Annotated in this window: 16 protein-coding genes; 7 read left to right on the forward strand and 9 right to left on the reverse strand. The window is 62.6% G+C overall.

All coding sequences use genetic code 11. The annotated features are described in order from the left end of the window. Positions 1-26: 26 nt before the first annotated feature. Positions 27-1982, forward strand: a complete 1956-nt coding sequence (locus AC56DI_RS13500; protein WP_496346604.1) for a UvrD-helicase domain-containing protein — start codon at positions 27-29, stop codon at positions 1980-1982. Here the strand turns inward: AC56DI_RS13500 and AC56DI_RS13505 are convergent. From AC56DI_RS13505 to AC56DI_RS13520, 4 genes are all read right to left on the reverse strand, one after another. Then, positions 1979-2716, reverse strand: coding sequence for an ABC transporter ATP-binding protein (locus AC56DI_RS13505; RefSeq protein WP_496346605.1), 738 nt, complete (start codon positions 2714-2716; stop codon positions 1979-1981). The two genes, AC56DI_RS13500 and AC56DI_RS13505, sit on opposite strands and share 4 nt — an antisense overlap. Next, on the reverse strand, positions 2709-3929 hold the full coding sequence (locus AC56DI_RS13510) for an ABC transporter permease (protein WP_496346606.1): 1221 nt from the start codon (positions 3927-3929) through the stop codon (positions 2709-2711). Before AC56DI_RS13510 ends, AC56DI_RS13505 begins: the two co-directional genes overlap by 8 nt. Before the next feature lie 4 nt (positions 3930-3933). Then, on the reverse strand, positions 3934-5118 hold the full coding sequence (locus AC56DI_RS13515; protein WP_496346607.1) for an efflux RND transporter periplasmic adaptor subunit: 1185 nt from the start codon (positions 5116-5118) through the stop codon (positions 3934-3936). A gap of 95 nt (positions 5119-5213) precedes the next feature. After that, the gene (locus tag AC56DI_RS13520; RefSeq protein WP_496346663.1) at positions 5214-5933 is read right to left on the reverse strand and encodes an SDR family NAD(P)-dependent oxidoreductase; all 720 of its coding nucleotides are present in this window, start codon (positions 5931-5933) and stop codon (positions 5214-5216) included. Between the two features lie 433 nt (positions 5934-6366). Between AC56DI_RS13520 and AC56DI_RS13525 the strand changes: the two genes are divergently transcribed. The 3 genes from AC56DI_RS13525 to AC56DI_RS13535 all read left to right on the forward strand — a co-directional run bounded on the left by AC56DI_RS13525 (position 6367) and on the right by AC56DI_RS13535 (position 13254). Beyond that, complete coding sequence (locus AC56DI_RS13525; RefSeq protein ID WP_496346608.1) at positions 6367-9690, forward strand: transglutaminase family protein; 3324 nt, start codon at positions 6367-6369, stop codon at positions 9688-9690. A gap of 67 nt (positions 9691-9757) precedes the next feature. Beyond that, the gene (locus AC56DI_RS13530) at positions 9758-12340 is read left to right on the forward strand and encodes a circularly permuted type 2 ATP-grasp protein (RefSeq protein ID WP_496346609.1); all 2583 of its coding nucleotides are present in this window, start codon (positions 9758-9760) and stop codon (positions 12338-12340) included. Beyond that, positions 12337-13254 (forward strand): transglutaminase family protein, encoded by a 918-nt coding sequence (locus tag AC56DI_RS13535; protein ID WP_496346610.1) that lies wholly within the window; start codon positions 12337-12339, stop codon positions 13252-13254. The genes AC56DI_RS13530 and AC56DI_RS13535 overlap by 4 nt, the downstream gene beginning before the upstream one ends. A gap of 23 nt (positions 13255-13277) precedes the next feature. Here the strand turns inward: AC56DI_RS13535 and AC56DI_RS13540 are convergent, their stop codons facing one another. Further along, a complete protein-coding gene (locus AC56DI_RS13540) occupies positions 13278-13625 on the reverse strand; it encodes a 4a-hydroxytetrahydrobiopterin dehydratase (RefSeq protein ID WP_496346611.1) in 348 nt (115 codons plus the stop codon). A gap of 94 nt (positions 13626-13719) precedes the next feature. After that, positions 13720-14094: a DUF4189 domain-containing protein gene (locus AC56DI_RS13545; RefSeq protein ID WP_496346612.1), complete on the reverse strand. Its 375-nt coding sequence runs from the start codon at positions 14092-14094 to the stop codon at positions 13720-13722. A gap of 311 nt (positions 14095-14405) precedes the next feature. Between AC56DI_RS13545 and galU the strand changes: the two genes are divergently transcribed. Then, entirely contained in the window at positions 14406-15245 is an 840-nt protein-coding gene (galU, locus tag AC56DI_RS13550) for a UTP--glucose-1-phosphate uridylyltransferase GalU (protein WP_324520716.1), read from the forward strand. A 57-nt stretch (positions 15246-15302) separates the two neighbouring features. Here galU and AC56DI_RS13555 read toward each other — a convergent pair whose 3' ends face one another. Further along, positions 15303-15725, reverse strand: a complete 423-nt coding sequence (locus AC56DI_RS13555; RefSeq protein WP_496346613.1) for a VOC family protein — start codon at positions 15723-15725, stop codon at positions 15303-15305. An 85-nt stretch (positions 15726-15810) separates the two neighbouring features. Here AC56DI_RS13555 and gorA point away from each other — a divergent pair, with 85 nt between their 5' ends. Both gorA and AC56DI_RS13565 read left to right on the forward strand, forming a co-directional pair. Further along, positions 15811-17166 carry a glutathione-disulfide reductase gene (gene gorA / locus AC56DI_RS13560; RefSeq protein WP_496346614.1) on the forward strand — a complete coding sequence of 452 codons (1356 nt, stop codon included), beginning with the start codon at positions 15811-15813 and terminating at the stop codon, positions 17164-17166. Positions 17167-17176: 10 nt separating this feature from the next. Then, positions 17177-17803, forward strand: coding sequence for a trimeric intracellular cation channel family protein (locus AC56DI_RS13565; protein ID WP_496346615.1), 627 nt, complete (start codon positions 17177-17179; stop codon positions 17801-17803). 42 nt (positions 17804-17845) lie between these two features. On the opposite strand, the gene AC56DI_RS13570 is transcribed toward AC56DI_RS13565, so the two are convergent. Together AC56DI_RS13570 and AC56DI_RS13575 are read right to left on the reverse strand one after the other, a co-directional pair. After that, on the reverse strand, positions 17846-18307 hold the full coding sequence (locus AC56DI_RS13570; RefSeq protein WP_496346616.1) for a copper chaperone PCu(A)C: 462 nt from the start codon (positions 18305-18307) through the stop codon (positions 17846-17848). Positions 18308-18414: 107 nt separating this feature from the next. Further along, positions 18415-19176 (reverse strand): CHAD domain-containing protein, encoded by a 762-nt coding sequence (locus tag AC56DI_RS13575; protein ID WP_496346617.1) that lies wholly within the window; start codon positions 19174-19176, stop codon positions 18415-18417. Positions 19177-19229: the final 53 nt, after the last annotated feature.

Consider the following 19229-nt stretch of genomic DNA (forward strand, 5'->3'; position numbering starts at 1 on the left):
ACTCCACCGTGGGCGGAAATCGTTGAATGTTGTCTGCTGTTGAGCGCTACCAGCTGCGCCTACGCGCCGCCCTGGCGCGGTACTTCCCCCGTACCACTGCCTACCTGCGTGCCGAGCGTGAAGCAGCCCTGGCCTTGGTCCCGGTGACAACCACGGTAAAAGGCCCGTCACGTCAGAGCAAACGTGCCAGTCAAGCCCAACCGAAGCCCGCCAGTAAGCATTCCAGCGCCACAGCGGCAGGCAAAAAGTCCAAGCGTGCCATCTACGGCCCGACGCTGCTGGCGGTAACAGCGGCGCAGAGCCTGGCCATGCGGGAGCGGGTGGGCGCCGCCGTGCAGGCCGGGTTACTCAGCCCGCCCTCGGACGAGCAGTGGGCGATGATCCTCACGCGTCAGCCACTGAGCCGGATCTTCGCCGGGGCAGGCTCCGGCAAGTCGACCACCCTGGTGCTGCGAGTGGTGTTTATGCTCTGCCACGTGGGCATCGCGCCGTCGCAATTGACCGTGATTTCCTTCACCAATGCCTCCTGCGCCCAGTTGCGCGAACAATTGCTCAAGCTTCTCGCGTTTTGGGGGTACGACTTCAGTGCCAGCCAGGCGCGCCAGTGCGTACGCACCTTCCATTCGGCCATGGGCGTGCTGGCCAAAAGTGAGTTGGACAACCCGCAGTGGTTCGAGCAACTGGCCGAACGGCCCGCAGTTCGTGAACTGGACAACCCACTCACCTGCGGCCGCCTGCGCCCGGCTCAGCAGCGCCTGCTGATCGAGGCCTACCAGCGGTGCTATGCCGAGCAACCGACCTTTCGCCAACAGGTGCACCGCCTGCTGGCGTTGACGCCGGCCAACGAAACCGGCGGCCAACCAGGGCCGGCGCCACTGCAAGGCTTCAAGCTGGCGGGGGAGTTCAGTGCACTGCCGCTGTATGAGGCGTTCTATGCCCAAGCCGGTTTTTGCCAGAGCATCGGCATTCGGCTCGATCAGTTGCAGCCCGCGCAGCTGAGTTGTGCGCCGGGCGAGCGCCTGTTTGTCGAGGCCTTGCTGCAGTTCTGGGCCTATTTTCAGCACGGCCTGCAGGCCCAGGGCTTGCAGACCTTCGATGGCGCCTTTCAGTGCCTGACCGAGCGTTTGACGGTGGATGAGTCGAGTATCGGCCTCGATGCCCTGGCGCCCCTCAGCCATCTGTTGATCGATGAGTTTCAGGATATCTCGCCGCAGATCGTGCTCTGGCTGCAGGCCGTGCAGCGCAGCCTGGCGAGCCGTGGGCAGGCGGTCAGCCTGATGGCGATTGGCGACGACTGGCAGTCGATCTACGCCTGGCGTGGCAGCTCGCCGGAGCTGTTTATTGATTTTGATCGCCACTTCCCCGGCAAAGGCCAGGCCAAGAACAGCGAGGTGCTGAACCTGAGCAACAACTACCGCAGCATCGAGGCCGTGATTCGCGATGGCGAGGCGGTGCTGGCCGCGGTTGCCTGTAAGCAGGTGAAAGCCAGTCAGGCGTGCAAACCCACCCAAACCGGCGATCACGGGGTCAAGCTGATCGAAGACTTCGACCTCAACCGCCAGTTGCCGGAGCTGCTGGCGCAGATCCAGGCGCAATGCGCCTATGCCAGTGAGCGCCAGAGCCGTGAGCAGACCGCCGTCTTGCTGCTCAGCCGGCGTAATGCGCCGTTGCAGCAGATCCAGGCACGGCTGGACAAGCAACTAGCGGTCAAGGCTTACAGTATTCACCGGGCCAAGGGCCTGCAGGCCGAAGTGGCGATCATCATCGACGACGGCAGCCCGGCGCCGGCCCATCCGCTGCGCAATGCGCTGTATGCCGCCAGCGGCTTCTTTACCAGCAGTTACGACCAAGCCATGGCCGATGAAAACCTGCGCCTGGCCTATGTGGCAATTACCCGTGGCGTCAGCCGGGTGTTCTGGTACACGGCCAAGACCCAGGGCGCCAGCCAACTGCTCGCCGCCCATCTACGCAAGCGCCGCTAGCTGGGGCCATCGGCCACGATATGGCCATCGCTGAGCTGGATGATGCGTTGGCAACTGTTGGCCAGTTGCTGGTCGTGGGTCACCACCAGAATGGCGCAGCCCAACTGCTGATTGACCCGGCGGAACAACTCAAAGATGCCCTGTGCGCTGCGCGAGTCGAGGTTGCCGGTGGGTTCGTCCGCCAGTAGCAGCGGAGGGCGGGTGACCAGTGCGCGGGCAATGGCCACCCGTTGCTGCTGGCCACCGGAAATCTGCGTTGGGCGGCGCTCGGCCAGGTCCGCCAGCCCGACCTCAGCCAACAGCTCAAGGGCCAGTTGCCGCTCGGCGCGGCTGGGCTTGCCGTGGCGGATCATCAGTGGCATCAGCACGTTTTCCAGCACGCTAAAGGCGGAAATCAGGTGATGGAACTGGAACACAAAGCCAATCGCCTGATTACGCAGCGCGGTGCGGGTCGCGTCATCGCTATCGCGGGTGGGCCGGCCGAGCAGGTACAGCTCACCGCTGCTGGGGGTGTCGAGCAAGCCGATGATATTCAGCAGGGTGCTCTTGCCTGAGCCCGACGGGCCGATCAGCGCCGCCAGTTCGCCACGGCACAGGCGCAGGTTGATGTCGTGCAGCACCTGGCTGGCAAGTGGCGTACCAGCATTGAAGGTCTTGTCGACTTGCTGCAGACGCAGCACTTCGCTGCTGGCTGGCGAAGTTTGGCCCGTTAGGGGCAGCAGGGCATCAGACATAACGAATCGCCACGGCTGGGTCATAACGTGCGGCGCGGCGGGCTGGCATGGCGGCGGCGAGAATGCCGGTAAGGGTAGCGATCAGGATCGCCAGCGGGATCAGGTCAGCCGGCACCGGGATGATGAACAGCTTTGGCCCCAGCAGGTTGAACACCTGCACCAACCCCCAACCCAGCGCGCTGCCCACCAGCGAGCCGAACAGCCCGAGCAGTCCGCCTTGTAGCAAAAACACCCGCAGGATCTGCCCGCGAGGGCTGCCCATGGCGCGCAGGATGCCAATTTCACGGGTGCGTTGAACCACGCTCACCGCCAGCACGCTGGCAATGCCGAAGGCCACCGAAATGCCGACGAAGATGCGGATCATCTGGGTGGTCATGCTTTGCGACGTCAGGGCATTGAGCAGTTGGCCGTTGCTGGCCATCCAGCTTTCCGCCTGTAAACCGGTGAGGCGCCCGAGGCGCTGGGCAATCTGGTCGGCCTGGAAGATCTGCGCCACGGTGGTTTCGATCGCGCTGACGCCACCGGGTAAGTTCAGCAGGGTCTGCGCCTGTTTCAGGTCGAGGTAGACGTAGCGGGAGTCCAGCTCACGCACCCCTAGGTTGAAGATGCCGGTGACGTCGACGATGGCTTCGCGGCCTTCGCCGGCATCCAGGCGCAATTTGTCGCCCAGGCGCAGGCCCAGATCCTTGGCCAGCTCGCTGCCGATCAAGGCGTGGCCGGCCTGAATGCTGACGCTACCGGCGAGCAGGTCGTCGGCCAGGGGGATGATTCGCGCATAGCGCTCAGGATCGATACCCATCAGCACCACCGAGGCGCGCGCTTGCCCGCGGCGGGCCAAGGCCGGGCCACTGATCAGCGGCGACACCGCACGCAGCTGCGGGTCCTGATCCAACAGGTCGCGCACCTCCTGCCAGTTGGTAATCGAGCGCAGACGCTGGGCACGCGGGTTATCCAACTGCAGGGTCCATTCGGCAGGCAGGCCAGGCGGCGCGTGGTTGACCTCGTCCAAGGGCAGGATGCGGATATGCGCCTGGGTACCCAGGGTGCGTTGCACCACGTTGGCCTGCAGGCCAGTGATCAGCGCGGTGATAAACACGATTACCGCACAGCCGATGGCAATCCCAAGGCTGATCAGCAGGGTCTGCATGCGGTTGTCGAAGAGAAAGCGCACGGCCAGGGTCCATTCGGTCCACAGCGGATTGTGCAGGCGCATGGGCTTACTCCGCGCAGCTGCTGGGCATGGCCTGCTCGCGCCAGCGCACGCGCTGGCCCGCCACGGCTTCGCCGCTGAGCACCTGGTCGCCAACCTGCAAGCCCTCGAGCACCTCGCTCAAGCCGGTGCCTTGCAAGCCGAGGCGCACGGTCACCACCTCAACCACACCGTCACGCACGCGCAGCACCTCGGCGCGGTCGCCCTGGCGGGCGCGCAGGGCATCGTTGGGCAGCACCAAGGCTTGCGGGCGGCGGCCGGTTTCGATGCTCACCGACACGGTCATGCCCTGGCGCAGAAACGCCGCCGGCTCCAGCAGCGCCAGGTGCACATCGAGGGTGCCACGGGCGGCATCCACCTGCGGGGCCATAAAGCTGACCCGCGCCGCGAGTGGTTGTTGCGGGTAGGCATCGGCAATTACCGTGGCGCTCTGGCCGACGGCCACCGGTGCCAGGCTCTTCTCATCCAGTGGCAGGCGAATTTCCTGGCTGTCGGCACGGGCGAGGGTGAGCAACACGCGGCCAGGCTGCACCAGGTCACCGGGTTCCACATCACGGCTCTGCACCAGACCCGAGGTCTGCGCGAAGATTTGCGTCTTGGCCAGATTGGCCACCGCCGCCGCCAGGCGTTGGCGCAGCACCTGTTCTTCGCTGCCTCCGGGGGCCTGAGCGGTGGCAGCCAGCTGCGCCCGGTCACGGGCCAGGCGCGCAATCAGCTCAACCTGACGTGCCTGCTCCAGCTGTTCAACCGAAAGCAGTTGGCGCTTGAACAGCTGCTCACGGCGTTGCCGTTCGCGGCTCAGCTGGGCCAGGCGGTCATTCAGTTCGGCCAGGGTGGCTTGCGCCTGCGGGCGGCTGGAGTCGGTGAGCTGACGCAGGGCGGCGCTGGCTTCGCGCAGCTTGGCCTGCTGCTCCTCGTCGTTGAGCGACAGCAACAAATCACCCACTTGCACCCGATCGCCTTCGCGCACCAAACGCTGGGCGATCACACCGGTGATTTCGCTGCCGATCTGGCTGATCGATTGACTATCGACCTCGCCGCTGGCCACCACCCGCTGCACCAGGGGCCGCTGCTCCAGGCGATAGCCCGCGACTTCCGGGCCACGCCACTGCTGCCAGATGTAGCCGCCGAGCAGCAATAGACCCAGCAGGGTCAGGCCGACGGTGCGCAGGGGTAACTTGGCGGCGGACAAATGCAGATGCTCCAGAAAGGCAAGTAACAGGGCTAGCAGTGTAAGGATCTAGTCAGGGCTGGCGTGCAGACATCGGTCAAACAAAGTGGCATTAGTTACCAAGGCAACTGCTCGCCACTGTAAGACAGAAAGCAGCCACTGGCCTCGGCCGATTGCTGGTCGAGCACGCGCAGCAAGTCCTGGGCGGCCGCGGCCGGGCTGCGGCCGATTTCGCCACCGCGAAACGGCTGCGACAACCGCGAGTTGACCGTGCCCGGATGCAGGGCCAGCAGCAGCGCATTCGGTTGGCTGCGTTTGAGCTCGATGGCTGCGGTTTTGACCAGCATGTTCAACGCCGCTTTGGAGGCCCGGTAGCTGTACCAGCCGCCGAGGCGGTTGTCGCCAATGCTGCCGACCTTGGCCGACAGCAGCGCCAGGATGCCGCGCTGGCGATCGAGCAAGCCGCTGAAATGGCGCAGCACCAACGCTGGGCCGAAAGTGTTGATCAGAAAGACCTGCTGCATCTGCGCGTAGTGCACATCGGCCAAGCGCTTTTCTGGCATTAGCGGTGCAGCGCTGGTTTGGTCGCCGCCATGCAAAATACCAGTGGCATTAATGATCAGCTGGAAAGGCCCTTGGTCGGCCACCTCTGCAGCGGCGGCCGCGATACTGGCTTCATCGGCAAAGTCGATGGCCGGTTGTGAATGCCGATGCAGGGCCACGACCAGGGCGCAGCCTGGCCTGTTGCGCAACTCGTCCACCAATGCGGCGCCGATAGCACCAGAGGCACCGATGATGAGCGCACGAAAACCGTTGGGAAGTGATTGCATGGCGATACCTGCTGGGCGGCGCATGGGGGCAGTTAATCCGCAACCGTGGCGTCACTCTGGCTGGCAATCTTCCCCGATCCCGGCGGGCTTGGCCATCGCCACGGCGGACAGGTTTGCGCTGTAGGCGCCATATGGGTGCAGCGAGCAGCGCAGCGCACCACTTACAGGCGCCAGGTTGTCCACTCTGGTGCGCGACCACCCTTGGGCGCTGGCCGGGCAGGGCGCCAACCGCCGCGGGGCAGGGCAGCGCCGCCCTGTAAGGCCTGCAGCCCAGCCCCATGGATACTGATTGCCGCGCTTGCCGGCCGATTGCAGCGCTACAGGTGCCATCCAGAGCCTACGGGCATGAATTCTGCAACCACCGGTTTAACTCGTTCCCAGCACTGCGGCCGGGCGTTGCCTGCCGTCGTGCGCAAACCTTCATGGAAGGCACCCGTCGATGGCCATACGTGTCGCGCTGCACCACAAAACCAGCTACCACTATGATCGCCTGGTCAGCCTGTCGCCCCATGAGGTGCGCCTGCGTCCGGCGCCCCATGCGCGCACGCCGATCCTGTCTTACTCGCTGACGGTGGCGCCGCAGGAACACTTTATCAATTGGCAACAGGACCCCTACGGCAACTACATCGGCCGTTTTGTGTTCCCGGAAAAGTCCGGCACCCTGGAGTTCACGGTCGACCTGGTGGCGGACATGACCGTCATCAACCCCTTCGACTTTTTCGTCGAGAAGTACGCCGAGCAGTTTCCCTTCGCCTATCCGGCGCAGTTGGCGGTGGAGCTGGGCGCCTATCTACAAGCTGACAAGCCCGGCCCGCTGCTGAGCAAATGGGTCGCGGCGGCGCGCAAGGCCATCCTTCCCGACGCCCAGCCAATCAATAACTTCCTGGTTGCCCTCAACCAGCGCTTGCAGGCGGATATCGCTTATCTGCTGCGCATGGAACCGGGGGTGCAAACCCCGGAAGAAACCCTGCAAAAAGGCTCGGGGTCGTGCCGCGACAGCGCTTGGCTGCTGGTGCAGATCCTGCGTGAGTTCGGTCTGGCAGCGCGTTTTGTTTCGGGTTACCTGATCCAGCTGACGGCCGACCAAGAAGCGCTGGATGGGCCCAGCGGCACCGCGGTGGACTTTACCGACCTGCATGCCTGGACCGAGGTGTATATCCCCGGTGCCGGCTGGATCGGCCTCGACCCCACCTCGGGCATGCTCGCCAGCGAAGGGCACATTCCGCTGGCCTGTACGGCGTTGCCGTCCTCGGCGGCACCCGTCAGTGGCTTCACCGACAAGGCCGAGGTGACCTTTGAACACGAGATGACCATCACCCGCATTCATGAAGATCCGCGGGTGACTAAACCTTACAGCGATGAGGACTGGCACAAGATCGACCAGCTCGGCCAGCAGGTTGATGCCGACCTCAAGCAGCAGGATGTGCGCCTGACCCAGGGCGGCGAGCCAACGTTCGTTTCCATCGACGACATGGACGGCGCCCAGTGGAACACCGAAGCCCATGGCGACCACAAACGCGCCTTGGCCGGCGAGCTGACCCTGCGCTTGAAAAACCACTTCGCCCCCGGAGGCATGCTGCATTACGGCCAGGGCAAGTGGTATCCGGGCGAGCCGTTGCCGCGCTGGGCGCTGAATATGTTCTGGCGCATCGATGGCCAGCCGATGTGGCTTGATGCCAGCCTTTTTTCCGCCGACGGCGATGACGACGGCTACGGCCCTGACGAGGCCAAGCGCTTTACCGCCGAGCTGGTCAAAATCCTCGGTTTGCCGGCCAGCAGCCCGATTCCGGCGTACGAAGACGTGGTTCAGCAGGCCCATCTGGAGCAGGGCCTGCCGGACAACCTCGACCCGCTACAACTCGATCTCAAGGCTCCAGAAGCCCGCCAGCGCCTAGCGCGACTGCTGGAGCAAGGCTTGGGCGCGGTGGTGGGTTATGTGCTGCCGCTGACCACCAAGGCCCTGGACCCGGACATTGCCCTGGGCATTGCCTGGCGCACCTGCCCGTGGCCGCTCAAACGCGGGCGCCTGTACCTGCTGGAAGGCGACTCGCCCATGGGCCTGCGCCTGCCGCTTAACTCGCTGCCCTGGGTGATGCCGGAGGACATGCCGCAAACCTTCGACGTCGATCCTTTTGCACCGCGTGAAGCCCTGGCGACCACTGCGGCAAAAAGCGAGAAGCGCCCGGTGCTCAGCCGCAAAGCGGCTGCCACGGCGGAAAAGCCCTTGGCGCCCGCCGATGTAATTCACACCGCCCTGTGTGTGCAGGTTCGTGATGGCCGTCTGCATGTGTTTATGCCGCCACTCAAGCGCATCGAAGACTATCTGGCGCTGGTCACGGCCATCGAGCACAGCGCCGCCAAGCTCAAGCTGAAGCTGCGCATCGAGGGCTACCAGCCGCCGCGCGACCCGCGCATCAAGCTGCTTAGCGTGACCCCAGACCCGGGCGTGATCGAGGTCAATATCCACCCGGCCGCCAGTTGGAACGAACTGGTCTACACGGTTTCGACCCTGTATGAAGAGGCGCGTCTGACCCGTCTGGGCACCGAGAAATTCATGCTCGATGGCCGGCATACCGGCACCGGCGGCGGCAACCACGCCACCCTCGGCGGTGCCACCGCCGAAGACAGCCCGCTGCTGCGCCGCCCGGACCTGCTCAAGAGTTTGATCACCTACTGGCAGAACCACCCGGCGCTGTCCTACCTGTTTTCCGGCACCTTTATCGGCCCCACCAGCCAGGCGCCACGGGTCGACGAGGCCCGCGACGACAACCTGTATGAACTGGCGATTGCCTTTCAACAGATGGATCAGATCCTGCCGACCATGCACCCCGGCGACAAACCCTGGATGGTCGATCGGCTGTTGCGCAACCTGCTGGTGGACCTGACCGGCAACACCCACAGGTCCGAGTTTTCCATCGACAAGCTGTACTCGCCAGACGGACCTACCGGGCGCCTCGGTTTGGTCGAGTTCCGCGCCTTCGAAATGCCGCCCCACGAGCGCATGAGCCTGTTGCAGATGCTCTTGCTGCGCGCCCTGGTGGCACGTTTCTGGCGCGAGCCGTACCAGGCCAAGCTGGTCAACTGGGGCACCGCGCTGCATGACCGCTGGATGCTGCCGCACTTCGTTGCTCAGGACATTCGCGATGTGGTCAAGGACCTGCGCGCCAGTGGCTATGCCTTCGAAGAACACTGGTTCGAACCGTTTATCGAGTTCCGTTTCCCGCGTTTTGGCACCGTGGTTTACGAAGGCGTGGAGATGGAGTTGCGCCAGGCCATCGAGCCTTGGAACGTGCTGGGCGAAGAGATGACCGGCGGCGGTACCGCGCGCTATGTCGACTCATCGGTGGAGCGCATGCAATTGCGCGTGCGCGGCCTCACCGATGGCCGTCACGAGATCGCCTGTAATGGCCGGCGCTTGCCGCTGCACCCAACTGGCGTGCCGGGTGAATATGTCGCGGGGGTGCGTTTCCGCGCCTGGAGCCCGTGGTCGGCCTTGCACCCGACCATCAAGGTGCAGGCACCGTTGACCTTCGACCTGGTGGACAATTGGAGCGGGCGCGCCATTGGCGGTTGCACCTACCATGTGGTGCATCCAGGCGGGCGCAGCGAGGAAAGCTCGCCAGTGAACGCCAATGCCGCCGAAGCGCGCCGGTTTGCCCGCTTCTGGAGTCACGGCCACACGCCAGGGCCAATGCGGGTGTACAAGGAGGAGCTGAACCCAAGCTTCCCCATGACCCTGGACCTGCGCTGGCAGCCTTGGTAGCTCACCTGAACGTCCCGGCCTGCAGTAACGGCCGGGTTCGCCCTTTGCGCGCAGAAGAATCGAGTTGATGCCAAAGAAACTACTCGCCGAATACCGTACGCCCCCCAACAGCTATGACGAGCTGCTGGATGCGGGCAACCAACCCCGCGAGCATTGGCGCGCCATGCTCGCCAGCCTGGCCAAGGAATCGCCAGAGTCAATGCGCCAGCGCCTGGAGGCAGTGGACAGCCAGGTGCGCGAGAACGGCGTGACCTACAACGTGTATGCCGACGCCAAGGGCATTCAGCGGCCCTGGGACTTGAACGTGCTACCGCTGATTCTGCCCCACGCCGAGTGGGCCGGAATCGAGGCAGCGGTGATCCAGCGCGCCACGCTGCTCAATCAGATTCTTGGCGATGTCTATGGCGAGCAGCGCTTGCTCCAGGAAGGCCTGCTGCCCAGTGCCTTGATCCACGGCCATGCCGGTTTTCTGCGTCCAGCCCATGGCATGCGCCATCCTGGCAACGTGGCCCTGCATTTTTACGCCGTCGATCTCGCCCGAGCGCCCAATGGCCAATGGTGGGTGGTGGCAGACCGCACCCAGGCACCATCCGGTGCCGGTTATGCCCTGGAAAACCGTGCGGTGATCGCGCGTACCTTTCCTGATCTGCTGCGCGACCTAAAAGTTCAGGACCTGTCAGGCTTCTTCGCCACCTTGCGCGCCAGCCTGGCCCATTGGGGGCGCCAGTGCGCGGGCAACGGCGGGGTGCCGCTGCGTGTTAGCGAGTCCCCGCTGATTGTCTTGCTCACGCCAGGCCCCTACAACGAAACCTATTACGAGCAGGCTTATCTCGCCCGCTACCTGGGCTTGCCGCTGGTGGAAGGCAGCGACCTGACCGTGCGCGGCGGTATTGTCTGGCTGAAGACCCTGTCCGGCCTGCAACGGGTGCATGTGATCATGCGCCGGGTCGACGATGACTTCTGCGATCCCCTGGAGCTGCGCACCGAGTCGGCCCTGGGCGTCGCCGGCCTGACCGAGGCTGCGCGCCTGGGCAATGTGCTGATCGCCAACAGCCTGGGCTCCAACCTGCTGGAGTCCGGCGCGTTGCTGGGCTTCCTGCCGGCACTGAGCAAGCGCCTGCTGGGTGAGGAGTTGCGCATGCCATCGGTCGCCACCTGGTGGTGCGGCGAGCCGGCGGCCCTGGAGCAGGTGATCGCCAAGCTTGATCAACTGGTGATCAAACCCAGCTTTCCACAATTGCGCCAGTTGCCGGTGTTTGGCCAGGACCTGACTGGCGAGGCGCGCACCGCGCTGATTGCCAAGATGCGCGCCAACCCGCGCAACTACGTAGCCCAGGAACTGGTGCGCCTGTCCCAGGCACCGGTCTGGCAAACCAGCGCACCTGTTGGCCTGAACCCGCGAGCGATTGGCTTGCGCGTGTACGCCTGCGCCACTCCGGACGGCTATGTGGTGATGCCCGGCGGCCTGACCCGCGTGGCGACCGGGCCGGATTCGCGGGTGATCACCATGCAGCGCGGCGGCAGCAGCAAGGACACCTGGGTGCAGGCACGGGCGCAGGTCGCGCCGCACCGCCAGTCGACGCGCACCACCACCAGCAAAGACCTGATTCGTGACGACACCCACTTGTCCAGCCGTATGGCCGAGAACCTGTTCTGGCTGGGGCGCAATACCGAGCGCTGCGACAATGTCGCGCGCCTGATGCGCGTGGCCTTGAGCTTTCTGTTCAACGTCAGCCCCGATGAGCGGGGCGCTGAATGGACCATCGTCAAAGGCCTCTGTGCCTGGCTGCAACTGATCGAAACCGCCGATAAAGACGCCGTGGCAAAGGCTCAACAACAATCCAGCGGCGCAGGGCAAAGCCAGAGTCAAAGCCTACCCCCGGCGCCGATCCGCTGGAGCGATGAACGCATCGAGAGCACCTTGCTGCAGGCGGTGGTGTCGACCGATCTGGCGGGCCTGGCGAGGCAGCAACAGCAGCTGTACAACACCGCCAGCCAGTTGCGTGAACGCTTGTCAGCGGACAACTGGCGCGCCCTCAACCGCATGCTGCAACGCAGCCAGGCCAGCAGCGCCACGCCGTCACCAGCCGAGGCCATGACCTTGCTGGATGATGCCGCCGCCTCATTGATGACCCTGTCGGGCTTCGCCCTGGACGGCATGACCCGCGACCTGGGCTGGAACTTCCTGTCCATCGGCCGGCGCCTGGAGCGCTTGCAATTCCAGACCCTGGTGCTGCAGCGCGCCCTGGCCATGGACGCCGATGGCAGCCTCGATTGGCTACTGGAGCTGTCCGACAGCATCGTTACCTACCGTGCCCGCTATCGGGCGCAGTCGGAATGGCTGCCGGTGCTCGACTTGCTCCTGCTCGACAGCAGCAACCCGCGCTCGGTGCTGTTCCAGCTGGATGGCATTCTCAGCAGCCTCGGCAAGCTGGCGTTTACCTATGGCAGCTGTGGTGAACTGTTGTTGGCACCGCTCAAAGACGAACTGCTCGGGCTCGACCCGGATGCCGATCTGTATTGCGGCAATGCCCACCTGATCGACCTGCTGCAACGGATCAAACAGGCCGGCGAGCAATTATCGGAGCAGATCAGCGTGCGGTTTTTCAGTTACACCAGCAATGCAACCAGCATCAAGGAACAACCATGAGCGAGCCAATGGCAGGCGGCGTGCGCTACCGCGTGGTGCATGAAACCCTGTACAGCTACCAGAGCCCGGTGAGCCTATCGCAGCAGTACCTGCACCTGACCCCGCGTTCGTTTGCCTATCAGCAGGTTGAGTCGTCGCTGGTCTGGGTTGAACCAGCAGCCGAGCACGAGGAGGGCGGGGAAGACTACTTCGGCAATCTCACCCGCCATGTAACCCTCACCGAGCCGCACAAAGTGCTGCGGGTGCAGGCCGAGTCCAGCGTTATCCTCAGCCCGCGTCCAGGCTTGGGCCAGATCAAGGGCGGGCCAGGTTGGGAAAGCCTGGCGCAAATGCTGCAACAGCTGCGCAGCCCGGCGACCCTGGACGCCGCGCGTTACCTCTATGACTCGCCACACATCCGCTGCAGCAGCGCGCTGGCCGACTATGCCCGCAGCTGTTTCAGCCCCGGCCGGCCCCATTTACAGGGCGCACTGGCACTGACGCAGCGGATCTTCGACGAGTTCGAGTTCGATGACAGCGCCACAGATATATCCACCCCCCTGGAAGAGGTGCTCAAAGGCCGCCGTGGCGTGTGCCAGGACTTTGCCCAGTTGATGATCGGCTGTTTGCGCAGCCTGGGCCTGGCGGCGCGCTATGTCAGCGGCTACATCCTCACCCATCCGCCGGCCGGCCAGCCGCGAATGATCGGCGCCGATGCGTCCCACGCCTGGGTCTCGGTATTTTGCCCAACCCTCGGCTGGGTGGATTTCGACCCCACCAACCGCTGCCTGGTGCAAGCCGAACACATCACCCTCGGTTGGGGCCGCGACTTCAGCGACGTCACCCCCTTGCGCGGCGTGGTACTCGGCGGCGGTGCACAGGAATTGCAGGTCAGGGTCACCGTAATCCCTGGCATTGAGGCGCCTGCGGTTTAAGCGCGTCTAGCCTGGGCGTCGAGTCAGCTAGGCCGTGATAGCAACGCCGAAGTACGTGCAGCCATGATGAAGTCGTTGTGATGCAGCCCAGCAAGGGTATGGGTCCACCAGGTCACAGTGACCTTGCCCCACTCGGTCAGCAGCGCCGGGTGGTGATCCGCCGCTTCGGCAAGCGCGCCCACGGCGTTGGTAAAGGCCAGCGCCTGGGCAAAGTTGCTGAACGTGAAGGATTTCTCCAGCTGCGCAACGGCGTCGCGGGTTTCGATCTGCCAACCCTGCAGTTGGCTCAGTAACTCGACCTGCTCGGTGGCGCACAGTGCTTTGCTACCGGGCCTGCATGCACTGCAGGCCTCTTGGCTTAGATCAGGCATGGCAACCTCGATAGTAGATTGGGCTTCGCCCACTCCACAGAGTGAGCATTGAAAATGCTGTTCTTAACAGCTGCCACTCTGTGCAGCCCAGCGGTTAGTTTTCACAACCCCAAGTGCGTACGATGCAACTGTTGCCGCCACGCGCTGCGCATTCGGAAATAGCGCCGCTTTGTGCACCAACCGCAGACGGTGCCGTCGCCCAACCGTAGACGCTTGAGCCATTAGCTTGGTCTGCTGCATAGGCCGCGCATTCATCGGCAAATTGCAGCACTACCTGGCAGCCGGCGCCGCATTCGTTCAAAGCGCGCGTTTGGGCTTCACCAACGTCCGCGTATTGGTATGCAAAGCCATATTGCTCGCCCTGATTGCTGTCTATAGCCAAGGCTCCGGCGGCGAATACCTGGCTGGCACCCAGTGCGAACGCCAGGCCAAGGGAAAGGGGGCGTACCACTCGAATTGCTCGATGCATGAATAGCTCCTAAGTACTGAAACTTGGCGTCCGCTCTTCTTGCGAACAAGGGCAACTCTAAGCCCAGCGTCAAGACAAATGATAGTGTTGTGCCAGCATCGTCCAGTACGGGAATTCACCAACTGCAGTGCAAATGCAGCATCGCCTGATAGCTCACGAGACCGACCAACATTGTCTCTAGATCGCCACTCATAAACGTCGCCTATGGTGTAGCGTGCTGGTGCGGCGAATAGCGGCAGGCCATTGTAAGGTCTCGGCCGGCTGATTAGACTGCGCGGCAACTCCGTTACCTCCTTCATTCAAGGATTACCATGATCAAGAAATGCTTGTTCCCGGCAGCCGGTTACGGCACTCGTTTCCTGCCTGCAACCAAGGCCATGCCCAAGGAAATGCTGCCAGTGGTGAACAAGCCACTGATCCAGTACGGCGTAGAAGAGGCCCTGGATGCCGGCTTGACCGAAATCGCCATGGTCACCGGCCGTGGTAAGCGCGCGCTAGAAGACCACTTCGACATCAGCTATGAGCTGGAACATCAAATCCACGGCACCGACAAGGAAAAATACCTGGTTGGCATCCGTAAACTGATCGACGAGTGCAGCTTCTCTTACACCCGTCAGGTGGAAATGAAAGGCCTGGGCCACGCCATCTTGTGTGGCCGTCCTCTGATCGGTGACGAACCCTTCGCCGTGGTGCTGGCGGACGACCTGTGCGTCAACCTTGAAGGCGACAGCGTACTCAAGCAGATGGTCAAACTGTACAACCAGTTCCGCTGCTCGATCGTGGCCATCCAGGAAGTGCCGATGGCTGAAGTCTCCAAATACGGTGTGATTGCTGGCGAGATGATCCGCGACGACATCTACCGCGTGAACAGCATGGTGGAAAAACCCAAGCCGGAAGATGCACCATCGAACCTGGCCATCATCGGTCGCTACATCCTGACTCCGGACATCTTCAACCTGATCGAACAAACCGAGCCGGGCAAGGGTGGTGAAATCCAGATCACTGACGCGCTGATGAAGCAGGCCCAGGATGGCTGCGTGATTGCCTACAAGTTCAAAGGCCAGCGCTTTGACTGCGGCGGCGCCGAAGGCTACATCGAAGCTACCAACTTCTGCTTCGAGAACTTCTACAAGACGGGCAAGGCTTACTAAGCCTCGAACGTTGAACAAAGCCACCTACGGGTGGCTTTTTCGTTTCAGGCCCTTGAATCAAGGAATGGGCATTTGCTCTGCGCCCGGCCCCAGCGGCTGGCCATAGCTGAACTCGACGTAATTACCTGAAGGATCACGCACACCGCAGTAATAGCCCACAGGATAAGGCTCATCCCGCGCAGGCCAGATCAGGCAGCCGTCAGCCAAGGCACGGGCGGCGATGGCATCGACTGCTGCGCGGCTGTCCAAGGCGAAGCCCAAGTGGCTGTAGTCATCGCTGGCCAGTTGTCGCGCCTGGCCACCGGGCATCAGCACGAAAATGAATGAATGCTCTTTACCAGGCTCGGCCAGCCAGACAATCCGTGAGCCTTTGCCCGCACGCTCGTGGATTACCTGCATGGCGCAGTAGTCGCGGTAAAAGGCGATGCAGGCGTCCAGATCCGGCACATGCAGGGCTATATGGGTCAGAGTAGGGCGCATCGGCGGCTCTCCTTCAGGCATGATTGCAGTTTAGGTGCTGCCCGCGTCTTTATCCGCGCAGCCAGGGGCAAGCAGGAGAGTATTGATGAATTACGATTTTGACCTTTTTGTCATCGGCGCCGGTTCCGGCGGCGTACGCGCTGCACGATTCGCCGCCAGTTTTGGTGCCAAAGTGGCCGTGGCGGAAAGCCGTTACCTGGGTGGTACCTGCGTGAACGTGGGCTGTGTACCGAAAAAGCTGCTGGTGTATGGCGCCCATTTCGCCGAGGCATTTGACCAAGCTGAAAGCTTTGGCTGGCAACTGAGAGAGGCGCGCTTTGATTGGGCCACCCTAATCGGCAACAAGAACCGCGAAATTCAGCGGTTGAACGGCATATATCGCACCTTGCTGGTCAACAGCGGCGTCACCCTGCTGGAAGGCCACGCGCGTCTGCAGGACGGCCACCGGGTTGAAGTCAACGGCCAGGAATTCAGCGCCCGGCACATCCTGTTGGCCACCGGTGGCTGGCCGCAGAAGCCTGAAATTCCAGGCGCAGAGCACGCTATCACCTCCAACGAGGCGTTCTTCCTTGAACAATTGCCCAAGCGGGTATTGGTGGTTGGGGGAGGGTATATCGCCGTCGAATTTGCTTCGATCTTCCACGGCCTGGGCGCCAAGACATCACTGATTTACCGGGGCGATTTGTTCCTGCGCGGCTTCGATGGCGCCGTACGTACACACTTGCAGGAGGAACTGAGCAAGAGCGGCATGGACCTGCAGTTCAACAGCGATATCGTGCGCATCGACAAACAAGCCGACGGCAGCCTGTTGGCCACCTTGCAGGATGGCCGCGTATTGGCGGCCGATGCAGTGTTTTACGCCACAGGGCGGCGGCCGATGCTCGACAACCTCGGCCTGGAACACACCCAGGTACGCTTGGATAAGCGCGGCTATGTGCAGGTTGATGAGCTGTATCAAACCGATGAACCGTCGATCCTGGCCATTGGTGACATGATCGGCCGGGTGCAACTCACACCGGTGGCCCTGGCTGAAGGCATGGCCGTGGCGCGGCGCTTGTTCAAACCTGAAGAGTACCGTGCGGTTGACTATCAACTGATCCCGACTGCCGTCTTCAGCCTGCCGAATATCGGCACTGTGGGCCTCAGTGAAGAGCAGGCCACGGCCGAAGGCTTCAATGTGCAGGTGTTTGAAAGCCGCTTCCGGCCCATGCAAGTGAGCCTTGGCAGCTGCCAGCAGAAGACCCTGATGAAACTGGTGGTGGATGCCGACACGGACCGCGTACTGGGTTGCCACATGGTCGGGCCGGACGCTGGGGAAATCGTTCAGGGCATGGCCGTGGCCCTCAAAGCCGGTGCTACAAAGCAAATTTTCGACGAAACACTGGGCATCCACCCAACGGCAGCCGAGGAGTTTGTTACCATGCGCACCCCTCGAAATTAGCTGACTGATCATGCAACAAATCTTCTATTGGTCTGACCTGTTCGGCGTTGCCGTGTTTGCCATCACTGGCGCGCTGATGGCCGGGCGCAAATCCATGGACCTGTTCGGGGTGCTGGTAATTGCCATCGTTACCGCCCTAGGCGGCGGCACCTTGCGTGACGTGATTCTGGACAACCACCCGGTAAGCTGGATTCGCAACGACACTTATATTCTGGTGGCGTCGGTTGCTGCCATCGGCACGGTGCTGTGGGTGCGCATGACCCAGCCGATTCATGAACGCGGACTGCTGATTGCCGACGCCTTCGGTCTGGCCGTGTTCACTGTAATCGGTTGCGAAGTGGCACTGCAGCACAATGTGCCGTTCAGTACCGCCGTGATCATGGGCGTGATGACTGGGGTTGCCGGCGGGGTGATGCGTGACGTGATCTGCAACGAGATCCCGCTGATCTTCAAGAAGGAAATCTACGCCACGGCCTGCATCCTAGGCTCCGTGGTGTTCCTCGTGATGCGAGAACTGGGCACACCGCACTGGCTGGACACCCTGTGTGCGATGCTCACGGTATTGTTGACTCGCCTGGCAGCGATTCAGTGGGGCCTGGGCTTGCCGCGTTTCCATTTGCTGGATCGCAACCCTTAAAAGTCAGCGGCAACCCGCCAGGTTGCCGCTAATACTCAGAACTCAGTGCCCGGCGTGAGCGTCGGGGGCAGTGGCCTCGACCTGCACTTCAACCTCAACCTTGCCGGCGTGCTCGAATTGCAGGGTCAGCGGGAAGCGCTCGCCCGCCACCAGGGGTTTCTGCAAACCAAACAGCATCACGTGGTTGCCGCCCGGAGCAAACACGGCCTGGCCGCCAGCGGGGATGCCCACCGAGTCGAGCTGCTGCATTTTCATCACGTCGCCCAGCTGCACCATGGTGTGAATTTCCGCCTTGGCGGCTTGTGGAGTTTGCACACCGACCAGGCGATCAGCCGTTTTGCCATGGTTATGCACGACAAAGTAGGCACCACCTGCGGCGGCATTAGGCGGCAATTCGCGGGACCACGGGTGATCAATTTTCAGCTCGGCGGTGCTGTAGTCGTGGGCAAAACTCAGGCTGCAGGCCAGGGACAGTGCGGTAGCAGTCAGTAAACGAGCGAACATAACGTCTCCAGAATGGGCATTAACAGGTGCCACCAACATTAGCATGTGGCTGGCGTGATCCCACTGCGGCGCGAGGGAGCAGCCGCTGTTTTGTTGGGATATGAGTATTACTTGACCAACTGTCTGCTGAGCCTGCGCAATGGCACATCGGCGGCGGCCAAGGCCTGATTCGCGCGCAATTGCCAGTAATCCTCTAAGGGCTGCAGGTCAACGGCGCAGGTTGCTTGTTGGCACCACTGGTACATGTCATGCCAGTCTCCCAGTGCCGCTTGCAAATCCTTTAACGCAGCCATGGTCGCCGCGGACTCCGTGGACCATTGGCCATACATCTCATTGCTGTAACGCACGCGCTTGGTCAGCAGGCGCAAGCGATGCCGATCACAGCGAGGGTCAGCCAGCGCCGCCTGCAATTGTTTGCGTTGCTTGTGCAGGTACGCGCGAATGCGTTTCTTACCTCCAAGCAATAGTCCTTGTTCGGCAGCAGTGCGCAGCGTAGCGGGGGAGTTGTCGAGCAATGCCAATAAAGGCCCGAGCACTCGATCATCACGCAAGGTTGCGTAAGCAGACTGCAACGCGGCTTCGCGCACAGCGCTGGCGTGCCAGAACTCTTGTGACTGCAAATGCGCAATCAGTACTTCGAGATCACGCCAGGGCGTGGTCAGTCGGCCCAACTCAGTCGCGGCGACATACAACGGCGTAATGCTCGAGTGCTTGCGCAGCGGCCGCAATAAGGTGCGCAGACGCCGCAACTGAATGCGCAGGTCATGCAAAGCCTCGTTGTCCGTCTCGGCCTGCAGACGCGCCTGAATTTCCCAGAGGTCAACCTGGCAGCGAAGGAGCTGAGCGACGAGCGAGTCTACAAAAGCCATATCATTCCTTGTGGCTGGCGCCGGATAGTACGCCGAAGTAATGGTCAGGTGAT

This window comes from Pseudomonas sp. BGA-UO-ETr-WB11, assembly GCF_059567785.1.